The 14,315-nt window shown below is 55.8% G+C and carries 18 protein-coding genes; 9 read left to right on the plus strand and 9 right to left on the minus strand.

Features of this window, described 5'->3' with window-relative positions; all coding sequences use genetic code 11:
• The first annotated feature begins 216 nt into the window (after positions 1–216).
• Positions 217–501 carry an NUDIX domain-containing protein gene (locus tag B145_RS29715; protein ID WP_083917854.1) on the plus strand — a complete coding sequence of 95 codons (285 nt, stop codon included), beginning with the start codon at positions 217–219 and terminating at the stop codon, positions 499–501.
• A gap of 193 nt (positions 502–694) precedes the next feature.
• Here B145_RS29715 and B145_RS0122155 read toward each other — a convergent pair whose 3' ends face one another.
• Positions 695–1,003, minus strand: coding sequence for a hypothetical protein (locus B145_RS0122155; RefSeq protein WP_018610324.1), 309 nt, complete (start codon positions 1,001–1,003; stop codon positions 695–697).
• 222 nt (positions 1,004–1,225) lie between these two features.
• Here B145_RS0122155 and B145_RS0122160 point away from each other — a divergent pair, with 222 nt between their 5' ends.
• On the plus strand, positions 1,226–2,149 hold the full coding sequence (locus B145_RS0122160; RefSeq protein WP_026259387.1) for a DMT family transporter: 924 nt from the start codon (positions 1,226–1,228) through the stop codon (positions 2,147–2,149).
• A gap of 56 nt (positions 2,150–2,205) precedes the next feature.
• On the opposite strand, the gene map is transcribed toward B145_RS0122160, so the two are convergent.
• Together map and B145_RS0122170 are read right to left on the minus strand one after the other, a co-directional pair.
• Positions 2,206–3,012, minus strand: a complete 807-nt coding sequence (map, locus tag B145_RS0122165; protein WP_018610327.1) for a type I methionyl aminopeptidase — start codon at positions 3,010–3,012, stop codon at positions 2,206–2,208.
• Positions 3,009–3,248: a ParD-like family protein gene (locus tag B145_RS0122170; protein ID WP_018610329.1), complete on the minus strand. Its 240-nt coding sequence runs from the start codon at positions 3,246–3,248 to the stop codon at positions 3,009–3,011. The genes map and B145_RS0122170 overlap by 4 nt, the downstream gene beginning before the upstream one ends.
• 182 nt (positions 3,249–3,430) lie before the next feature.
• Here B145_RS0122170 and B145_RS0122175 point away from each other — a divergent pair, with 182 nt between their 5' ends.
• Together B145_RS0122175 and B145_RS0122180 are read left to right on the plus strand one after the other, a co-directional pair.
• Complete coding sequence (locus B145_RS0122175; RefSeq protein WP_018610331.1) at positions 3,431–4,663, plus strand: DUF1444 family protein; 1,233 nt, start codon at positions 3,431–3,433, stop codon at positions 4,661–4,663.
• Positions 4,664–4,726: 63 nt separating this feature from the next.
• A complete protein-coding gene (locus tag B145_RS0122180) occupies positions 4,727–6,094 on the plus strand; it encodes a hypothetical protein (protein ID WP_018610333.1) in 1,368 nt (455 codons plus the stop codon).
• Between the two features lie 17 nt (positions 6,095–6,111).
• Here B145_RS0122180 and B145_RS0122185 read toward each other — a convergent pair whose 3' ends face one another.
• Entirely contained in the window at positions 6,112–6,714 is a 603-nt protein-coding gene (locus tag B145_RS0122185; RefSeq protein ID WP_018610336.1) for a hypothetical protein, read from the minus strand.
• Positions 6,715–6,881: 167 nt separating this feature from the next.
• Here B145_RS0122185 and B145_RS0122195 point away from each other — a divergent pair, with 167 nt between their 5' ends.
• From B145_RS0122195 to B145_RS0122210, 4 genes are read left to right on the plus strand one after another with little or no spacing between them, the layout of a single operon-like run.
• Complete coding sequence (locus tag B145_RS0122195; protein ID WP_018610339.1) at positions 6,882–7,136, plus strand: hypothetical protein; 255 nt, start codon at positions 6,882–6,884, stop codon at positions 7,134–7,136.
• A gap of 54 nt (positions 7,137–7,190) precedes the next feature.
• Positions 7,191–7,445: a hypothetical protein gene (locus B145_RS0122200; RefSeq protein ID WP_018610341.1), complete on the plus strand. Its 255-nt coding sequence runs from the start codon at positions 7,191–7,193 to the stop codon at positions 7,443–7,445.
• A gap of 55 nt (positions 7,446–7,500) precedes the next feature.
• Positions 7,501–7,755, plus strand: a complete 255-nt coding sequence (locus B145_RS26720) for a hypothetical protein (RefSeq protein ID WP_018610343.1) — start codon at positions 7,501–7,503, stop codon at positions 7,753–7,755.
• 55 nt (positions 7,756–7,810) lie between these two features.
• Positions 7,811–8,056: a hypothetical protein gene (locus tag B145_RS0122210; RefSeq protein ID WP_018610344.1), complete on the plus strand. Its 246-nt coding sequence runs from the start codon at positions 7,811–7,813 to the stop codon at positions 8,054–8,056.
• 81 nt (positions 8,057–8,137) lie between these two features.
• Here B145_RS0122210 and cydX read toward each other — a convergent pair whose 3' ends face one another.
• From cydX to B145_RS0122235, 5 genes are all read right to left on the minus strand, one after another.
• Positions 8,138–8,239 (minus strand): cytochrome bd-I oxidase subunit CydX, encoded by a 102-nt coding sequence (gene cydX, locus B145_RS28355; RefSeq protein ID WP_018610346.1) that lies wholly within the window; start codon positions 8,237–8,239, stop codon positions 8,138–8,140.
• 18 nt (positions 8,240–8,257) lie between these two features.
• Entirely contained in the window at positions 8,258–9,394 is a 1,137-nt protein-coding gene (gene cydB / locus B145_RS0122220) for a cytochrome d ubiquinol oxidase subunit II (protein ID WP_018610348.1), read from the minus strand.
• Position 9,395: 1 nt separating this feature from the next.
• A complete protein-coding gene (locus B145_RS0122225; protein WP_018610349.1) occupies positions 9,396–11,003 on the minus strand; it encodes a cytochrome ubiquinol oxidase subunit I in 1,608 nt (535 codons plus the stop codon).
• 6 nt (positions 11,004–11,009) lie between these two features.
• Entirely contained in the window at positions 11,010–11,252 is a 243-nt protein-coding gene (gene cydP / locus B145_RS0122230; protein ID WP_018610351.1) for a cytochrome oxidase putative small subunit CydP, read from the minus strand.
• A gap of 207 nt (positions 11,253–11,459) precedes the next feature.
• Complete coding sequence (locus B145_RS0122235; protein ID WP_018610353.1) at positions 11,460–11,843, minus strand: DUF2946 family protein; 384 nt, start codon at positions 11,841–11,843, stop codon at positions 11,460–11,462.
• Positions 11,844–12,038: 195 nt separating this feature from the next.
• Between B145_RS0122235 and B145_RS0122240 the strand changes: the two genes are divergently transcribed.
• Positions 12,039–14,249: a UvrD-helicase domain-containing protein gene (locus tag B145_RS0122240; RefSeq protein WP_018610355.1), complete on the plus strand. Its 2,211-nt coding sequence runs from the start codon at positions 12,039–12,041 to the stop codon at positions 14,247–14,249.
• Positions 14,250–14,315 lie beyond the last annotated feature (66 nt).

Genomic DNA, 14,315 nt, shown 5'->3' on the forward strand with positions numbered 1-14,315 from the left:
ACACCTTCTGTATTGGCGGGTCTCAAATGGCCCTCAAGGGCAGGTAAGCGTGAAGCCGCCAGGGTATTGCGATGGCTTACGCGGATCATACATCGGCCAAGTCAGTGGCAAAAACAGTATTGATGGGAATATGGGACGTATTCTTCAGTGGTGTGGCAGAAATGAGGGCGGCTCCTGCCAAGCTGACAGGCTGGGCCGCCTCTTGGATACTCCATCATGGCATCGGTATGGGCAGTGATTGAAGACCGGCAACATATCCTGCTGGTGCAGCGCAGTGAACGAACCCGTCGCCCGGGTCAATGGCGTCGGCCAGGGGGCGGAATACATGCGGGGGAAGGTGCTGAAGCCGCTTGTGCGCGCGAAGTGGCCGAGGAGGTGGGTTTGTGCGCCAGGTGCTGGATCTGCTGGCAAGCTGCGCAGATCAGTATTTCTTCCACTGTAAGGTGGAGGCGGGCGAGGTGTGTCTCAAAATCAATGAGTGTCAGGCCCATGCCTGGGTGAGGCCGGAATGCATGCTTCAACTCGGCCCATCATAGATCACAAAAGAGTCGTGCCCATTTTGTGTCAGTTGGGTTACTGCTGTGAGGATATGGTGTAAAAGGCGCGATCTGACAACGACAACGGCCCCAGGGGGCGTTGGGGCCGTTGTCGTCAGACGATGAAAATGTGAAGGGGCAAGGGTGCCCCAGGCACATTATTCTGCAATGACTTCTACTTGCTTGACATGGTTGCTGCTGTCCAGATCAACATATACACGTTGAGCACCTACCAGACTATCGGAAGTGGTGTAGACAGCAGAACGGCTGCCATCTGCCCAGGTGGTGATGCTTTCCGGTTGGCCAACGGTCTTGACCAATGCATCCAGTGTTTCACCGGTCTTGATGGCGTCGATTTGCTGCGCGTTGACTTCATGACCACGCAGCATGGAGGCGCTGGCAAAGCCCGGCAATGCGGCCAGACTGATGGCGACGATCAAAGCAGAAACGGATGTACGTGCATTCATTTTTAAACTCCTTTTTTATGATGATCAGGCGGGGGTGCCTGTCGATGTATGTCAGCATAGTGGGCCTGACTTAGGGGAAACTTATAGTCATCTGGCAAACTGTTACCAAATGTAATGGGCTGATTTGTGGCGGGTAGTGCAGATACCAGTATTGCCACTTGCCTTGTCAGTACCCGTGGGGCGCACTAGCATCCCCCAATCCTCCTGACTCAGACCGATCTCATGGCCTCACCCACATCTTCAACTGCAGCCTACCGGAGTGGCGTGCTATTGGCATTGCTGGGTGCTGGGTGTTTTTCACTCAAGGCCATCTTTGTCAAACTGGCTTATCGCTACGGTGTTGATGCGGAAACCTTACTGGCCTTGCGCATGGGCTACGCCCTGCCATGTTTTCTGGTGATGGGGCTGATGGCGGGCGGGCAGGGCGAGCGCTTGAGTCTGCGGGACTGGGCACTGCTGGCTGCATTGGGGCTATGCGGCTATTACCTGTCGAGCTATCTGGATTTCTTGGGTCTGCGCTATATCTCGGCGGCGTTGGAGCGGCTGATTCTGTTCTCCTACCCCACCATGGTGCTCTTGCTCTCTGCCGTGCTGCTGGGCAAGCCCATTCCTCGTGCGGCCATCATGCCCATGCTGATCTGCTATGCGGGCATTGCGCTGGCAGTGTCAGGGGATATGCGGACCGGTGACTTGGGCAAGCAGGTCGTACTGGGGAGCATGCTGGTAGGCGGCAGCGCCTTGTCTTACGCGCTCTATCTGATGTGGAGTGCGGAAGCAATCAAGCGGTTGGGGGCGAGCAGGGTTTCATCCTGGGCGACTTGCGTAGCCTGTGTGCTGGCCTTGGCCCAGTTCTTCGTCATGCGCCCGGTAGCCGCCTTGGCGCAACCCCTGCCGGTGCACGGCTGGGCCGTGGCGATGGCCCTGGTTTCCACTGTGCTGCCGATCTGGTTTGTCGCCCAGGCAATGCGTCGCATCGGTGCCGGGCCTGCCGCCATGATCGGCACCATCGGCCCGGTGCTGACCATTTTCTTTGGCTGGCTCTTTCTGGGGGAGCAACTGGCCGCCGTGCAGATACTGGGTGGTGTGCTGGTGCTGGCGGGGGTGTGGCAGGTGGCGCGCATGAAACAGGCGTCCAGCGTAAAGTGATTCAAGATGATGTAACCAGGGCGTGCTGCTGATCGCCCCGGATACATCCAGGCATGCTATGCCAATGGTATGATCGGCGGATAGCCCGCAACATCGGCATCCGGCCAGGGGGTGAGTACTTCAAAGCCGGTATCCGTCACCACCACCATATGTTCCCATTGGGCGGAGAGCGATCGATCCTTGGTCACCACCGTCCAGCCATCGGGCAGCGTTGTGGTGTCCGCCTTGCCCGCATTGATCATGGGTTCGATGGTGAAGATCATTCCACGCTCAAGCTGTATGCCATCCCCACGACGCCCGTAGTGCAGCACCTGGGGATCATCGTGATACACCTGCCCGATGCCATGGCCGCAGTATTCCTGCACCACGCTGAAGCCCTCACGGCGGGCTACGCTCTGAATAGCGTGGCCGATGTCGCCCAGCCGTGCGCCAGGGCGCACTTCGCGGATGCCTGCGACCATTGCCTCGTAAGTGGTGCGCACTAGGCGTTTGGCCAGAATGCTGGGTTCGCCAATAAAGTACATCCGGCTTGTGTCACCAAACCAGCCATCCTTGATGAGCGCCACATCAATATTCAGGATATCGCCGTTCTTGAGTCGTTTGGCCGAAGGAATACCGTGGCAGATGACGTGGTTGACCGAGGCGCAGATCGTCTTGGGGTAACCGTGATAGCCGATGTTGGCAGGCACGGCCTGGAGTGTGTTGACGATGTAGTCATGGCACAGCCGATCCAGTTCTTCAGTAGTCACGCCTGGGCGCACGTGTGCGGCGATCATGTGGAGCACCTGGGCAGCCAGCATCCCGGCGCGGCGGGACATGGCAATCTCTTCAGCTCCGTGCAGGACGATTTTTTCCCGCTTCATGCTGCCAACCCTGCCGGACCGGCTTCATCAATCATCAAGTCGCCTGCCGCCTCAACCTTAGCCGCCTGCTGGATCAGCAGATGGCAGATACCTGCATAATCCAGACCTGGATTCAGCTCAGCCAGCATGCCTACGCGCAGCCAATGCTCAGCTTGCGAATTGATTGAGCGGCTCAAGGCTCCGCTGGTCCGCCGCAGTGCCTCATGCATCTGCTCGGAGATTTTTACGATACCCATGATCTTGTATATGTTGTGTATATGAAACGTATATTACCACTCGTTGGCAAGGGTGGCTAGCCCGCTGCTGCGTTGGTGCCGGGATATGACCAGAGGCACTTGTAGGTGGGGGGGTGATGATAAAGAATAACTAGAATGCAGCTTCCTCCCCTCCGTCTCATCTCCTTGTCGGGCACTCTCCCATGATTCTGGATTTCCTCAAGCGTCTTTTTGGCAGTCAGACGCCCACGCGTGAGCAGTTTGCAGCCATGTTCATGAAAGAACTGCAACGCACCATGCCTGAGGCACAATTCGAGTTTGATGCTGCGCAGTTTCTGGTTCGTGGCAGCAACGGCCACCTGATCAACCTCGCCAACGTCTACCTGGATTATTGCCGGGCCGACAAGGTGGGGCGCAAGCAGATCATGGAAGAGTTCCTCGCTGGTGTCGTGATGCCAAAGGAAGCGCCCAGCCAGTTTGAGGACGCACGCAAAGACCTTCTGCCTGCCATCCGCGCCCTGTATGGCTTGGAATCCATGATGATTGAGTCTGGCGAATACCAGTCTGAGCAAGCAATTTATGGCGCTTGGCCCATGCAACCCTTGGGCGCAGAACTTGGTGTGATGATCGCCTACGACACGGAGCGTGCTGTGCAACAACTCAGTGCCAAAACCCTAGAAGAGTGGCACGTTTCTTATGACGAAGCACTGAGCATTGCCATCGACAATCTGCGCGCCAAGGCTGCACCGCGCTTTTCCGAATACGCCTCCGGGTTCTATGTGTCCGGGTACAACGATTACTATGATGCAGCTCGCATTCTGTTGCCAGAACTCGCTTGGCAGCTTCGCCTGAAAGGCACCCCCGTAGCAATGATCCCCAACCGCAGCTGTCTGTTTGTGGCAGGGGATAAGGATGAGGCTGCACTTGGGCTGATGCTGGAACTCGCCGACAAGGTGCTCACCGAGCAATCTCGCCCGCTCTCATCCCAACTGTTCCGCTTGGATGAAAAGACCTGGAAACCATGGTGTCCGCCTGAACCTTTGGCAACCAGGCTCAACAACATCCAGCGCAATATGCTCGCGGCTGACTACAGCACGCAACAGGAAAGTTTGACTAAAGATCTCGAGCGCAAGAAGGAAGACGTTTTCGTTGCCACCTACAAACTTATCCGCATGCAGGGCAGCGAGAAGATTGAAAGTATCGCCATATGGACCGAAGGTGTGCTGAGCTGGCTGCCGCAAACCGATCTATTGGCCCTGCAAAAACAAGATGAATCAGAACCTTTGTTCGTGCCCTGGCAGACTGCGATGGATGCATGCGGACATCTCTTTGAAAAGCTGCCCTACATCCTGCCCCGTTATCGGGTGAATGGTTTTCCGAGTGGGGAGGAACTGAAAAAGATAAAGGCAACGCTCAATGATCAATACGTTTTATGATTATTTTGTATGGACTACATTGGCGGCTTGATTTGTTAAGTGAAAAATAATTAATAAATTCATATGAATACGCCTGAACAGACACCTCTGGCCCGTGAACAGTTTTCTATTGCACTTGAGAGTGGGCGTGGAGCAGCACTGCAGCATGCTTTGCATCATAGTATTGAGGGGTTTGAAGACCTTGTTCTGAACGCTTGTTTGAATAATCTGTCTTTTGACCCACAGTGCGAAGGGCATCGTGCGGATTGGCTCTATCGCATTTTGAAGCAATCATCTCGATATGCGTACTTTTCAAATCGCATTGTCAAAGCTCTTCAGATAGCTTCTGATGAGCATTATCTTGACCAGATTTGTGAAATTGCTGCACGTATGGCAGGTGATGGAGATGTCAAAGCGGAATCTGCATTGCGTCAATTTGTTTGGAACCAGAATTTTGTGACAGAGCAGTTGCCGGATGGCGCCCATGCAATTTGTATGGTGGATGGCCTTGAGGCTGTCGTTGAAATAGCGCGTCGTACAGGCAGTGCTTTAAAAAGCGGCGAAATTTCTTCATTTTGGTGGTCTTTGGACGACCTTATTGAAGATGCAGGAAACCTGGACAAGAGTCTGATGTCGCTACAAGAGTTATCAAAGCGTGACGCTGATATTGCCGCTTTTGTTGAAAACGTAGTGAAGAAGATTGCTGAACGGGAAATGGAGGCGAACATTACGCTTGAACAGCGTAATGTTCGCTATCAGGAATATCGGGAACGATTTTTACGTGAATGCACGGTTGAAAAGGTGCTGTCTTCGGCCGGCAGCGCTGAGCAGACAAAGTGGTTCTACAATAAATTTGGGCGCTATGCTGAAGATAAAGACCTGGAGTTGATATTGAAGCGTCTTGAGGATGAAGTTGATCTGGAAATCTCTTTGCGGCTTATGTGGGTTTTCAGAAAGGCTAATCCTTCTTATATTCCAGGTCGTGTCTGGCTCTTGGCGCAGCATCCTGATAAACGGTTGCAGTGTGCAGCGACCGAACTCCTTGCGAATTTTTGCGATGCTGAAGTGGGGGCGCTTGGTCGTGCCCAACTTAAAGACAGCAAATCTCTGGCAGATAACCCTGCGCTGATTAAGTTGTTTATCAAAAATTATCAGCTTGGTGACGAAAACCTGATGATTAGTGCTTTGCTTGATGCGTGTGTTGATGAGGATATTGCGCACCAACTTGCCTTGTGCGCATTAGATGTTTGTGAAAGCAATCGTTCTACCAATCTTCAGGTAATTGCGAATTGGATTTACCAGACCTGCCCCTGTACGATCTGCAGAAGAGGGGCCGTAGCTTGGCTGATCAAAACAGGTTCCATACAACCCCATGTGTTGGATGAATATCAATACGATGCGGATGATGATGCGGCCGAATTGGTGCGCGAGGCGCGTGAGCTGAACGCCTAAAATCCAGAGAGCCTGCGTCAGTTCGCACCCGCTGGGCAAACTTGTGGCAGGTTGTTCAGCCCTTCTTGTTCGTGGCTGAATTCCGCTTTCCTTGTTGAATCTTCCTTGACCCGGATGACATACAGGCTATCGAAGTCGTCGTCCGTCCATTTTGGCACACCCTTGTCATCGCCGCCGAGTTCCTTGACGAGCTTGCGGGCAAGTTTTGCCGCCATGTGGTGTTCCCAGGCCACAATGTGGGTACCTTGCACTTTCTTCAGGTGATCGGCCAGTCCGTCAACGTCTTCCATCCCCCAGTGCAGGTTTACCGGCTGACCTATGCGTATGGCGTAAGGCTCGATGGTGGCAAGCGGGCGGATGTAGGCGTATTCGATGCCGTGGTCTTTTTTCAATTGGGCAGGGTTTGGGGCGTAGAGGGCGGTGGGCGTGCCATAGCGTTGTTGCAGCACCGGAGCGAGTGCCAGCGAGCGGTTCAGCCCTTGGCAATCAAGTTGCCCGAGCCCGGCGGCGGGTTTTTCGCCGTGGCGCAGAATAACAATGGTGGAATCCGCATGAGCAGGGTTGAGCGCCAGGAGCATGGCGGTGAGCAGGCTGCCGGCAAGGAGCGTTAGGGATGTCATGGAAGGGGACTTTCTGGAATGTTCTTGGCGCCATGATAGCGCGAATTGGTGTGTCAGATTTCAGTCAGCTTGCCAACAGGATGAATTCAGACTGCGCATATAAGATGGAACCGTCGAGCAAGGAAACAGATTCCGGCTCCAAACATAAACCGAAACGGAGTTGTACCATGACCATCGCCAAAACCCTGATTGTTACCCTGATTTCTGCTGTGGCTGCGACCTCTGTGTTCGCTGCTGAAGCCCCTGCCGCCAGCTCCGCACCAGCTGCTGCACCGGCCAAGGTTGAACATGCAACAAAAGCTCAAAAGCATACCAAGGCTGCGCCCAAGAAGAGCGTGAAGCACGAGAAGAAGGCTCCGGCCAAGGCCGTGAAGACCGAAGCCCCGGCTGCCGCTGCTTCGGCTCCTGTTACCAAGAAGTAATCGATCTCAACGGCTGTAAAAAAAATCCCATACGCGTAATAAAGGAGAGACACCATGACCATCGCCAAGACCCTGATTGTTACCCTGATTTCTGCTGTGGCTGCGACTTCCGTGTTCGCTGCTGAAGCCCCTGCCGCTAGCTCCGCACCAGCTGCTGCACCGGCCAAGGTTGAACATGCAACAAAAGCTCAAAAGCATACCAAGGCTGCGCCCAAGAAGAGCGTGAAGCACGCGAAGAAGGCTCCGGCCAAGGCCGTGAAGACCGAAGCCCCTGCTGCCACTGCTTCGGCTCCTGCTACCAAGAAGTAATTGATCTCAACGGCTGTAAAGACAATCCTATACGCGTAATAGAAGGAGAGACACCATGACCATCGCCAAAACCCTGATTGTTACCCTGATTTCTGCTGTGGCTGCGACCTCTGTGTTCGCTGCTGAAGCCCCTGCCGCCAGCTCTGCACCGGCAGCAACCCCGACCAAGGTTGAACACGCAACAAAGACACAAAAGCACACCAAGGCCGCGCCCAAGAAGAGTGTGAAGCACGCGAAGAAGGCTCCGGCCAAGGCCATGAAGACCGAAGCCCCTGCTGCCACTGCTTCGGCTCCTGTTACCAAGAAGTAATCGATCTCAACGGCTGTAAAGACAATCCCATACGCGTAATAGAAGGAGAGGCACCATGACCATCGCCAAAACCCTGATTGTTACCCTGATTTCTGCTGTGGCTGCGACCTCCGTGTTCGCTGCTGAAGCGCCTGCCTCCACGGCTGCATCGGCCACGACTCCGGCCCAGGCCAAGCATGCGACCCAAGCACCGAAGCATGAAAAGGCTGCGCCAAAGAAAGCTGTAAAGAAGACACCTGCCAAGGCGGTGAAGACTGAAGCTCCGGCGACCTCTACGTCCGCCCCGGCTGTCAAGAAGTGAAGTGGTTGTGATGGTGTTCCTGTAATAAAAAATGCCGCCTGCGCGATGCGGGCGGCACTTTCCGTTTACGGGCTGATTAGATCAGTCCGGCTTGCGGTCTTCGTGTGATTCCAGCCACATTGCATTGACTACGGCGAGCAGCACGGCAAAGCCGGTGCCCAAAATCCAGGCAAAATACCACATATCGATTCTCCTTTAGGCTCAATAGCTGCCGCGATCATTGGCGCGGATGTGCTCAACGGTGACCTTGCCGCGCATCACGCGATAGGCCCAACTGGTGTAGGCGATGATGATCGGCGTCATGATCAGCGCGACCCAGAACATGATGCCCAACGTGCGGTGGCTGGATACGCAATCCCATACCGTGAGGCTACTGTTGGGAACCGAACTGGAGGGCAGCACGAACGGGAAGATGGAAATCCCTGCTGTGAAGATCACTCCAAGTTCGGTGAGTACGCTGCCGATGAAGGCTGCCGTGCCGTTGCGACGCGCGATGGCGATCAGGCTGATCAAGCCACCGATAAATCCGATGGCGGGGATCAACATGGTCAGTGGCATGGCCTTGTAGTTGGCAAGCCATGCGCCGGGCTGCTGGGTAACAGTCTTGGCCAGCACGTTGAGTGCCGCACCCGGTTCAACGGGAGATGTAATCACATAGCCCGGCATCTTGGCCACCATCACGCCACCTATGGCAAAGCCAATCAATGTGATTGACATTGCGCCAAGGGAAGCCTTGCGCACGCGTTCGAAGATCGGGCCTTCGGTGCGGATTGCCAGATAGTTGGCGCCGTGTGCCACCAGCATGCTCAGGCTCACCACCCCACACACCAAAGCGAATGGGTTGAACAAGGCCCAGAAACTGCCGGTGTAGTAGGTCATCATGATTTCGTCGAAGTGGAACGGCACACCCTGGATGACGTTGCCGAAAGCCACACCGAACACCAGTGCGGGCACCATGCTGCCTGTAAAGATGCCCCAGTCCCAAGCCTTACGCCATGTAGGTGAGGGCATTTTGCTGCGGTAATCAAACCCTACCGGGCGGAAGAACAGTGCCCACAATACCGCAAGCATGGCGAAGTAGAAGCCGGAGAAGGCTGCGGCATACACCAGCGGCCAAGCGGCGAAGATTGCCCCGCCTGCGGTGATGAACCACACCTGGTTGCCGTCCCAGTGGGGGCCGACGGTGTTGATCACCACGCGGCGTTCGTCGTCGTTGCGGCCTACGAAGGGGAGCAGGGTGCCTACGCCCATGTCATGGCCGTCCATGACGGCGAAGCCTAGCAGCAGCACGCCAACGAGCAGCCACCAGATCACTTTCAGGACTTCGTAATCAATCATCTCAGATCTCCTTGGCAGACACAGGGGCGGCAGGGGACTTCAGAGGCGCGGTGCTGCCTGCGTTGTGTTCATCGTGATAGTTGCCGGTGCCCAAGGACGACGGGCCGAGGCGGGCGTATTTGAACATCAGGAACAGCTCCGCGATCAGCAGGATCGTGTAGAACAGCACGAAGCCGGAGAGCGAGAACCACAGGCTGCCTGCGGATAACGTGGAGGTGGACATCGCGGTCGGCAGCACGCCGTGGATGGTCCAGGGTTGGCGACCATATTCGGCCACAAACCACCCCATCTCACAAGCAATCCAGGGCAGCGGAATGCCCCATACGGCCCACTTGAGCAGCCACTTGCGGTGGATGAAGCTATTGCGTGCAGCAAAGTAGAAACTCAACACAAACAGAGCGAGGAAACAGATGGATAGGCCCACCATCACGCGGAAGCCCCAGAATAGTGGCGCTACGGCAGGAATTGCGTCATCCACGGCCTTGGCCTTCATTTCAGGGGTGGCCTGACTTACGTCGGCGCTGTAGCGCTTGAGCAGCAAACCGTAGCCCAGATCAGCCTTGACCTTGTTGAATTCGGCCAGCAGATTTGCGTTGTGCGGATCGCGGCGCAGCTCTTCAAGCTTTTTCACGGCGATGACGCCGGTATCGATGCGATGCGCAATACGCTTTTCCAATTCATCAATGCCGGGGATCACCTTGTCGGTGCTGCGGGTGCCGATCAGTCCCAGTACATAGGGGATCTTGATCTCCATGTGGGTGGTGCGGTTCTTCTCGTCAGGGAAGCCGAAAACGGTCAGGCTGGCCGGAGCAGGTTCAGTCTTCCACATGGCTTCCATGGCTGCCATCTTGGTTTCCTGGGTTTCTGCAGCGGTGTAGCCGGATTCGTCCCCCAGCACTATGACCGACAGTGCAGAGGCCAAACCAAATGCCGCTGCAATACGGAAAGAGCGGCGGGCAAATTCCACGTCGCGCCCCTTGAGCAGATACCACGCACTGATGCCGAGCACGAAGGCTGAGCCCGTCACATAACCCGCGCTGATGGTGTGCACAAACTTGGCTTGCGCCACCGGGTTGAATACGAGATCGAAGAAGCTGGTCATCTCCATGCGCATCGTCACCGGGTTGAATTCAGCGCCGATCGGGTTCTGCATCCAACCGTTGGCAATCAGGATCAACACCGCAGAGAGGTTCGAACCGATGGCGGTGAGGTAGGTGACGGCCAAATGGCCCACTTTGCTCAGGCGATCCCAGCCAAAGAAGAACAGCCCAACCATGGTGGATTCCAGGAAAAAGGCGACCAACCCTTCAATGGCGAGCGGTGCGCCGAAAATGTCGCCTACATAATGCGAGTAGTATGCCCAGTTGGTGCCGAACTGGAATTCCATGGTCAGCCCGGTGGTGACACCTAGGGCGAAGTTGATGCCAAAGAGCTTGCCCCAGAACTTTGTCATGTCCCGATAGACCTGTTTGCCGGTCATCACATAGACCGTTTCCATGATGGCCAGCAGGAAGGACATGCCAAGCGTGAGTGGCACGAATAAAAAGTGATAGAACGCCGTGGCTGCAAACTGCAGCCGCGACAGATGTACTACAGAATCTTCAATCATGGGTAACTACTCCCTGTTCGATGAGGTAATGGAAGAATTCGGTTGGCTTGCCGCAGCAACAGGCGCATCGATCATCGCCTGCAGGTGCGCGGCCGCATCAGCCTTGCTGAGCGGATGGCTGAAAAATACCTGCTTGATGATCATGATCAGCGCCAGTTTGAGCAGCAGAACCAGCACAATCTCGCGCTTCAGATTCGGGCGGCGTTTGCCTTGCTGGGGCAAAGGCAGACTTGGGCTGGATGGTTGCATGCTATTTTTCCTTCGCAAAACCTGGCTGCCGGATGCTTGCAGCGTGGCCGCCGTAAGCTGTATGCCAATGGGCCAGGTGGGCGAATACCTTCTTGGCATGCGATGCGTTCAAAACGCGCCAGTCGCCAAGACTGTATGCCTGCGTGTGATTATGTGTTGCGCTCCATGCCCTTTGGAGAATCCAAAAGGGATGAGGCTAAGGGGGTCTTACGCTGTAGCCAGGGGTGGGGCGCGCGGTTGCGCAGCGGGCCAGACGAACTGCGAGATGAAGTGCTGTGCCTCCACCATGCTGCCCACATGCGCCAAGGGGGTCGGGAAGGTGTTCGAGACACGCAGGGCGGTCAGCACGTCCGGTGCATGGCTGCCTAGGCAGAAGCCGCAGAAGGGGCCGTCGTGGTGCGAGGCGTTATCCTGGCCTTCTTCCACCGGTTGTGGCAACACCACCTTCTTGAAGCCAAAAGAGGTGCACAGCTCCACCACCTGTTGGTTGCGCAAGGTCGCAAATGCTTGGGCCGCCGCTGGCGCCAGCGCCGAGAGCAGCGCAGCACACAGGACGATCCGCAGTAATCCAAGGCTGTGCTTGAAGCGCATCTAAATGGCTACTGACAAAAATCAATTTGGAGGAATGATCTATATCATAACTTGAATAAAAAGACCTTGCACGCATTGTGTGTTTGCAGTGCATCAAGATTTTCCCGGTGATTTGTGTTAGCAGCGATCTAGGTCCAGGTGGTAATGGAAATCGGAGTAAAATGCCCGGTTACTGTTTGAAGCGCCCTGCCTGCCATGTCCAAGCTGCTCGAAAACCTCAACCCCGAACAACTCGCTGCTGTTACTTTGCCGCCGCAGCCTGCGCTGATTTTGGCAGGTGCTGGCTCGGGCAAGACACGGGTGCTCACCACGCGCATCGCATGGTTGATCCAGAATGGCGTGGTCGGGCAGCACGGCATCCTGGGGGTAACCTTCACCAACAAGGCCGCCAAGGAGATGCTCACACGGCTTTCCTCCATGCTCCCCATCAACACCCGGGGCATGTGGGTCGGTACCTTTCACGGTCTGTGCAACCGCATGCTTCGCGCCCATTATCGTGAAGCAGGCTTGCCGCAGCTCTTCCAGATTTTGGATACTGCAGATCAGCTTGCCGCCATCAAGCGCCTGCTCAAAGCTTTGAATGTGGATGACGAAAAGTACCCGGCGCGTGAATTGCAACACTTCATCAACGCCAACAAGGAAGCCGGTTTGCGCCCGCAGGCGGTGGAGGCCTGGGATGCCTTTACCCGCAAAAAGCAGGAGCTATACACCGAATACGACGCCCAATGCCAGCGCGAAGGCGTGGTCGATTTTGCCGAACTGCTGTTGCGCTGTTACGAACTGCTCGAACGCAACGAACCAATTCGCCACCACTATCAATCGCGCTTCCGTCATGTGTTGGTCGATGAGTTCCAGGATACCAACCGCCTTCAATACCGGTGGCTCAAGCTCCTAGCGGGCTATGGCACCCCGGATCAGGCTGCCGTGTTTGCCGTGGGGGATGATGACCAAAGCATCTACGCCTTCCGGGGGGCAGAGGTGGGTAATATGCGGGATTTTGAGCGCGAATTTCGTGTTGCCAATGTCATTCGTCTTGAGCAAAACTACCGCTCCCATGGCAATATTCTTGACGCGGCTAATGCGCTGATTGCCAATAACACCAAGCGCCTGGGCAAGAATCTGTGGACTGAGGCAGGCAGTGGCGAACCGATCCGCGTGTTCGAAGCCGTTACCGATATGGACGAAGCCCGTTGGGTTGTCGAGGAGATCAAGGCTTTAGTGCGTGACGGCACCTCGCGTAGCGACATTGCCTTGCTCTACCGCAGCAATGCGCAATCGCGCCTGCTGGAGCATCAACTCTTCTCAAATGGCATACCTTACCGTGTCTATGGTGGTTTGCGTTTTTTTGAACGTCAGGAAATCAAGCATGCGCTGGCCTATCTGCGCCTGATCGCCAATTCGGATGACGATACGGCCTTTACCCGCGTGGTTAATTTTCCCACCCGAGGTATTGGTCAGCGCTCGGTAGAAGCCCTGCAAGACGCCGCCCGGCTCTACAACACCAGCCTGTATGCCACGGTACCGCATCTGGCGGGCAAGCCCGCGCAGAGTATCGGCAGCTTCGTCCGGCTCATTGAGAGCATGCGCCAATCCACCAATGGTCTGCCCCTGCCTGAAGTCATCGAACATGTGCTGCATGCCAGTGGCTTGCTCAAGCATTATGAGAGCGAAAAGGACGGGCAGGACCGGCTCGACAACCTCAAGGAACTCATCAGCGCTGGCACCAACTTTGCGGCTGAAAACAACGCTGCAGCCCAAATCGATGCAGGCACGGGCGAGGTGGTTGTTTCCGAAACTGTGCTGGCCGATTTTCTTGCCCACGCCTCGCTTGAGGCGGGTGACTATCAGGCCGATGCTGGGCAGGATGCCGTGCAACTGATGACCGTGCACGCCGCCAAAGGCCTTGAGTTTGATGTGGTCTGCCTCACCGGGCTGGAAGAGGGGCTCTTTCCTCATGAGAATGCTATAAGCATTGATGATGGGCTGGAGGAAGAGCGCCGCCTCATGTACGTCGCCATCACCCGCGCCCGCAAGCGCCTGAATATCAGCTTCGCCCAAAGCCGTATGCTTCACGGCCAGACGCGCTACTCTTTCAAGAGTCGCTTCATCGACGAAATCCCAGAGGCATTGCTCAAATGGCTCACCCCACGCGGCAACCAGGGGGCTGCACGTGCCAGTAGCTATGCCCCAGCTCACGCCATCGCGCCTGCCAGCAGCTACCCGCACCAGACCCAGCGTGACCTGGGGGGATGGCGCATCGGCCAATCGGTGCGCCATGCCCGCTTTGGCGAAGGCATCATCGTTTCTGCCGAAGGCAGTGGCAGCGATGCCAAGCTGCAAATCAACTTCGGCTCAGCGGGCATGAAATGGCTTGCTATGAGTGTTGCCAAGCTGGAGCCGGTGTAGATTGTTCTTGCCGGTACGCTATGCAACAAGGAACATGATATTGCCTGATACGCCTTTTGGTCTGGT

It is taken from the genome of Uliginosibacterium gangwonense DSM 18521, assembly GCF_000373965.1.
In the GTDB taxonomy this organism is placed as follows: Bacteria; Pseudomonadota; Gammaproteobacteria; order Burkholderiales; family Rhodocyclaceae; genus Uliginosibacterium; species Uliginosibacterium gangwonense.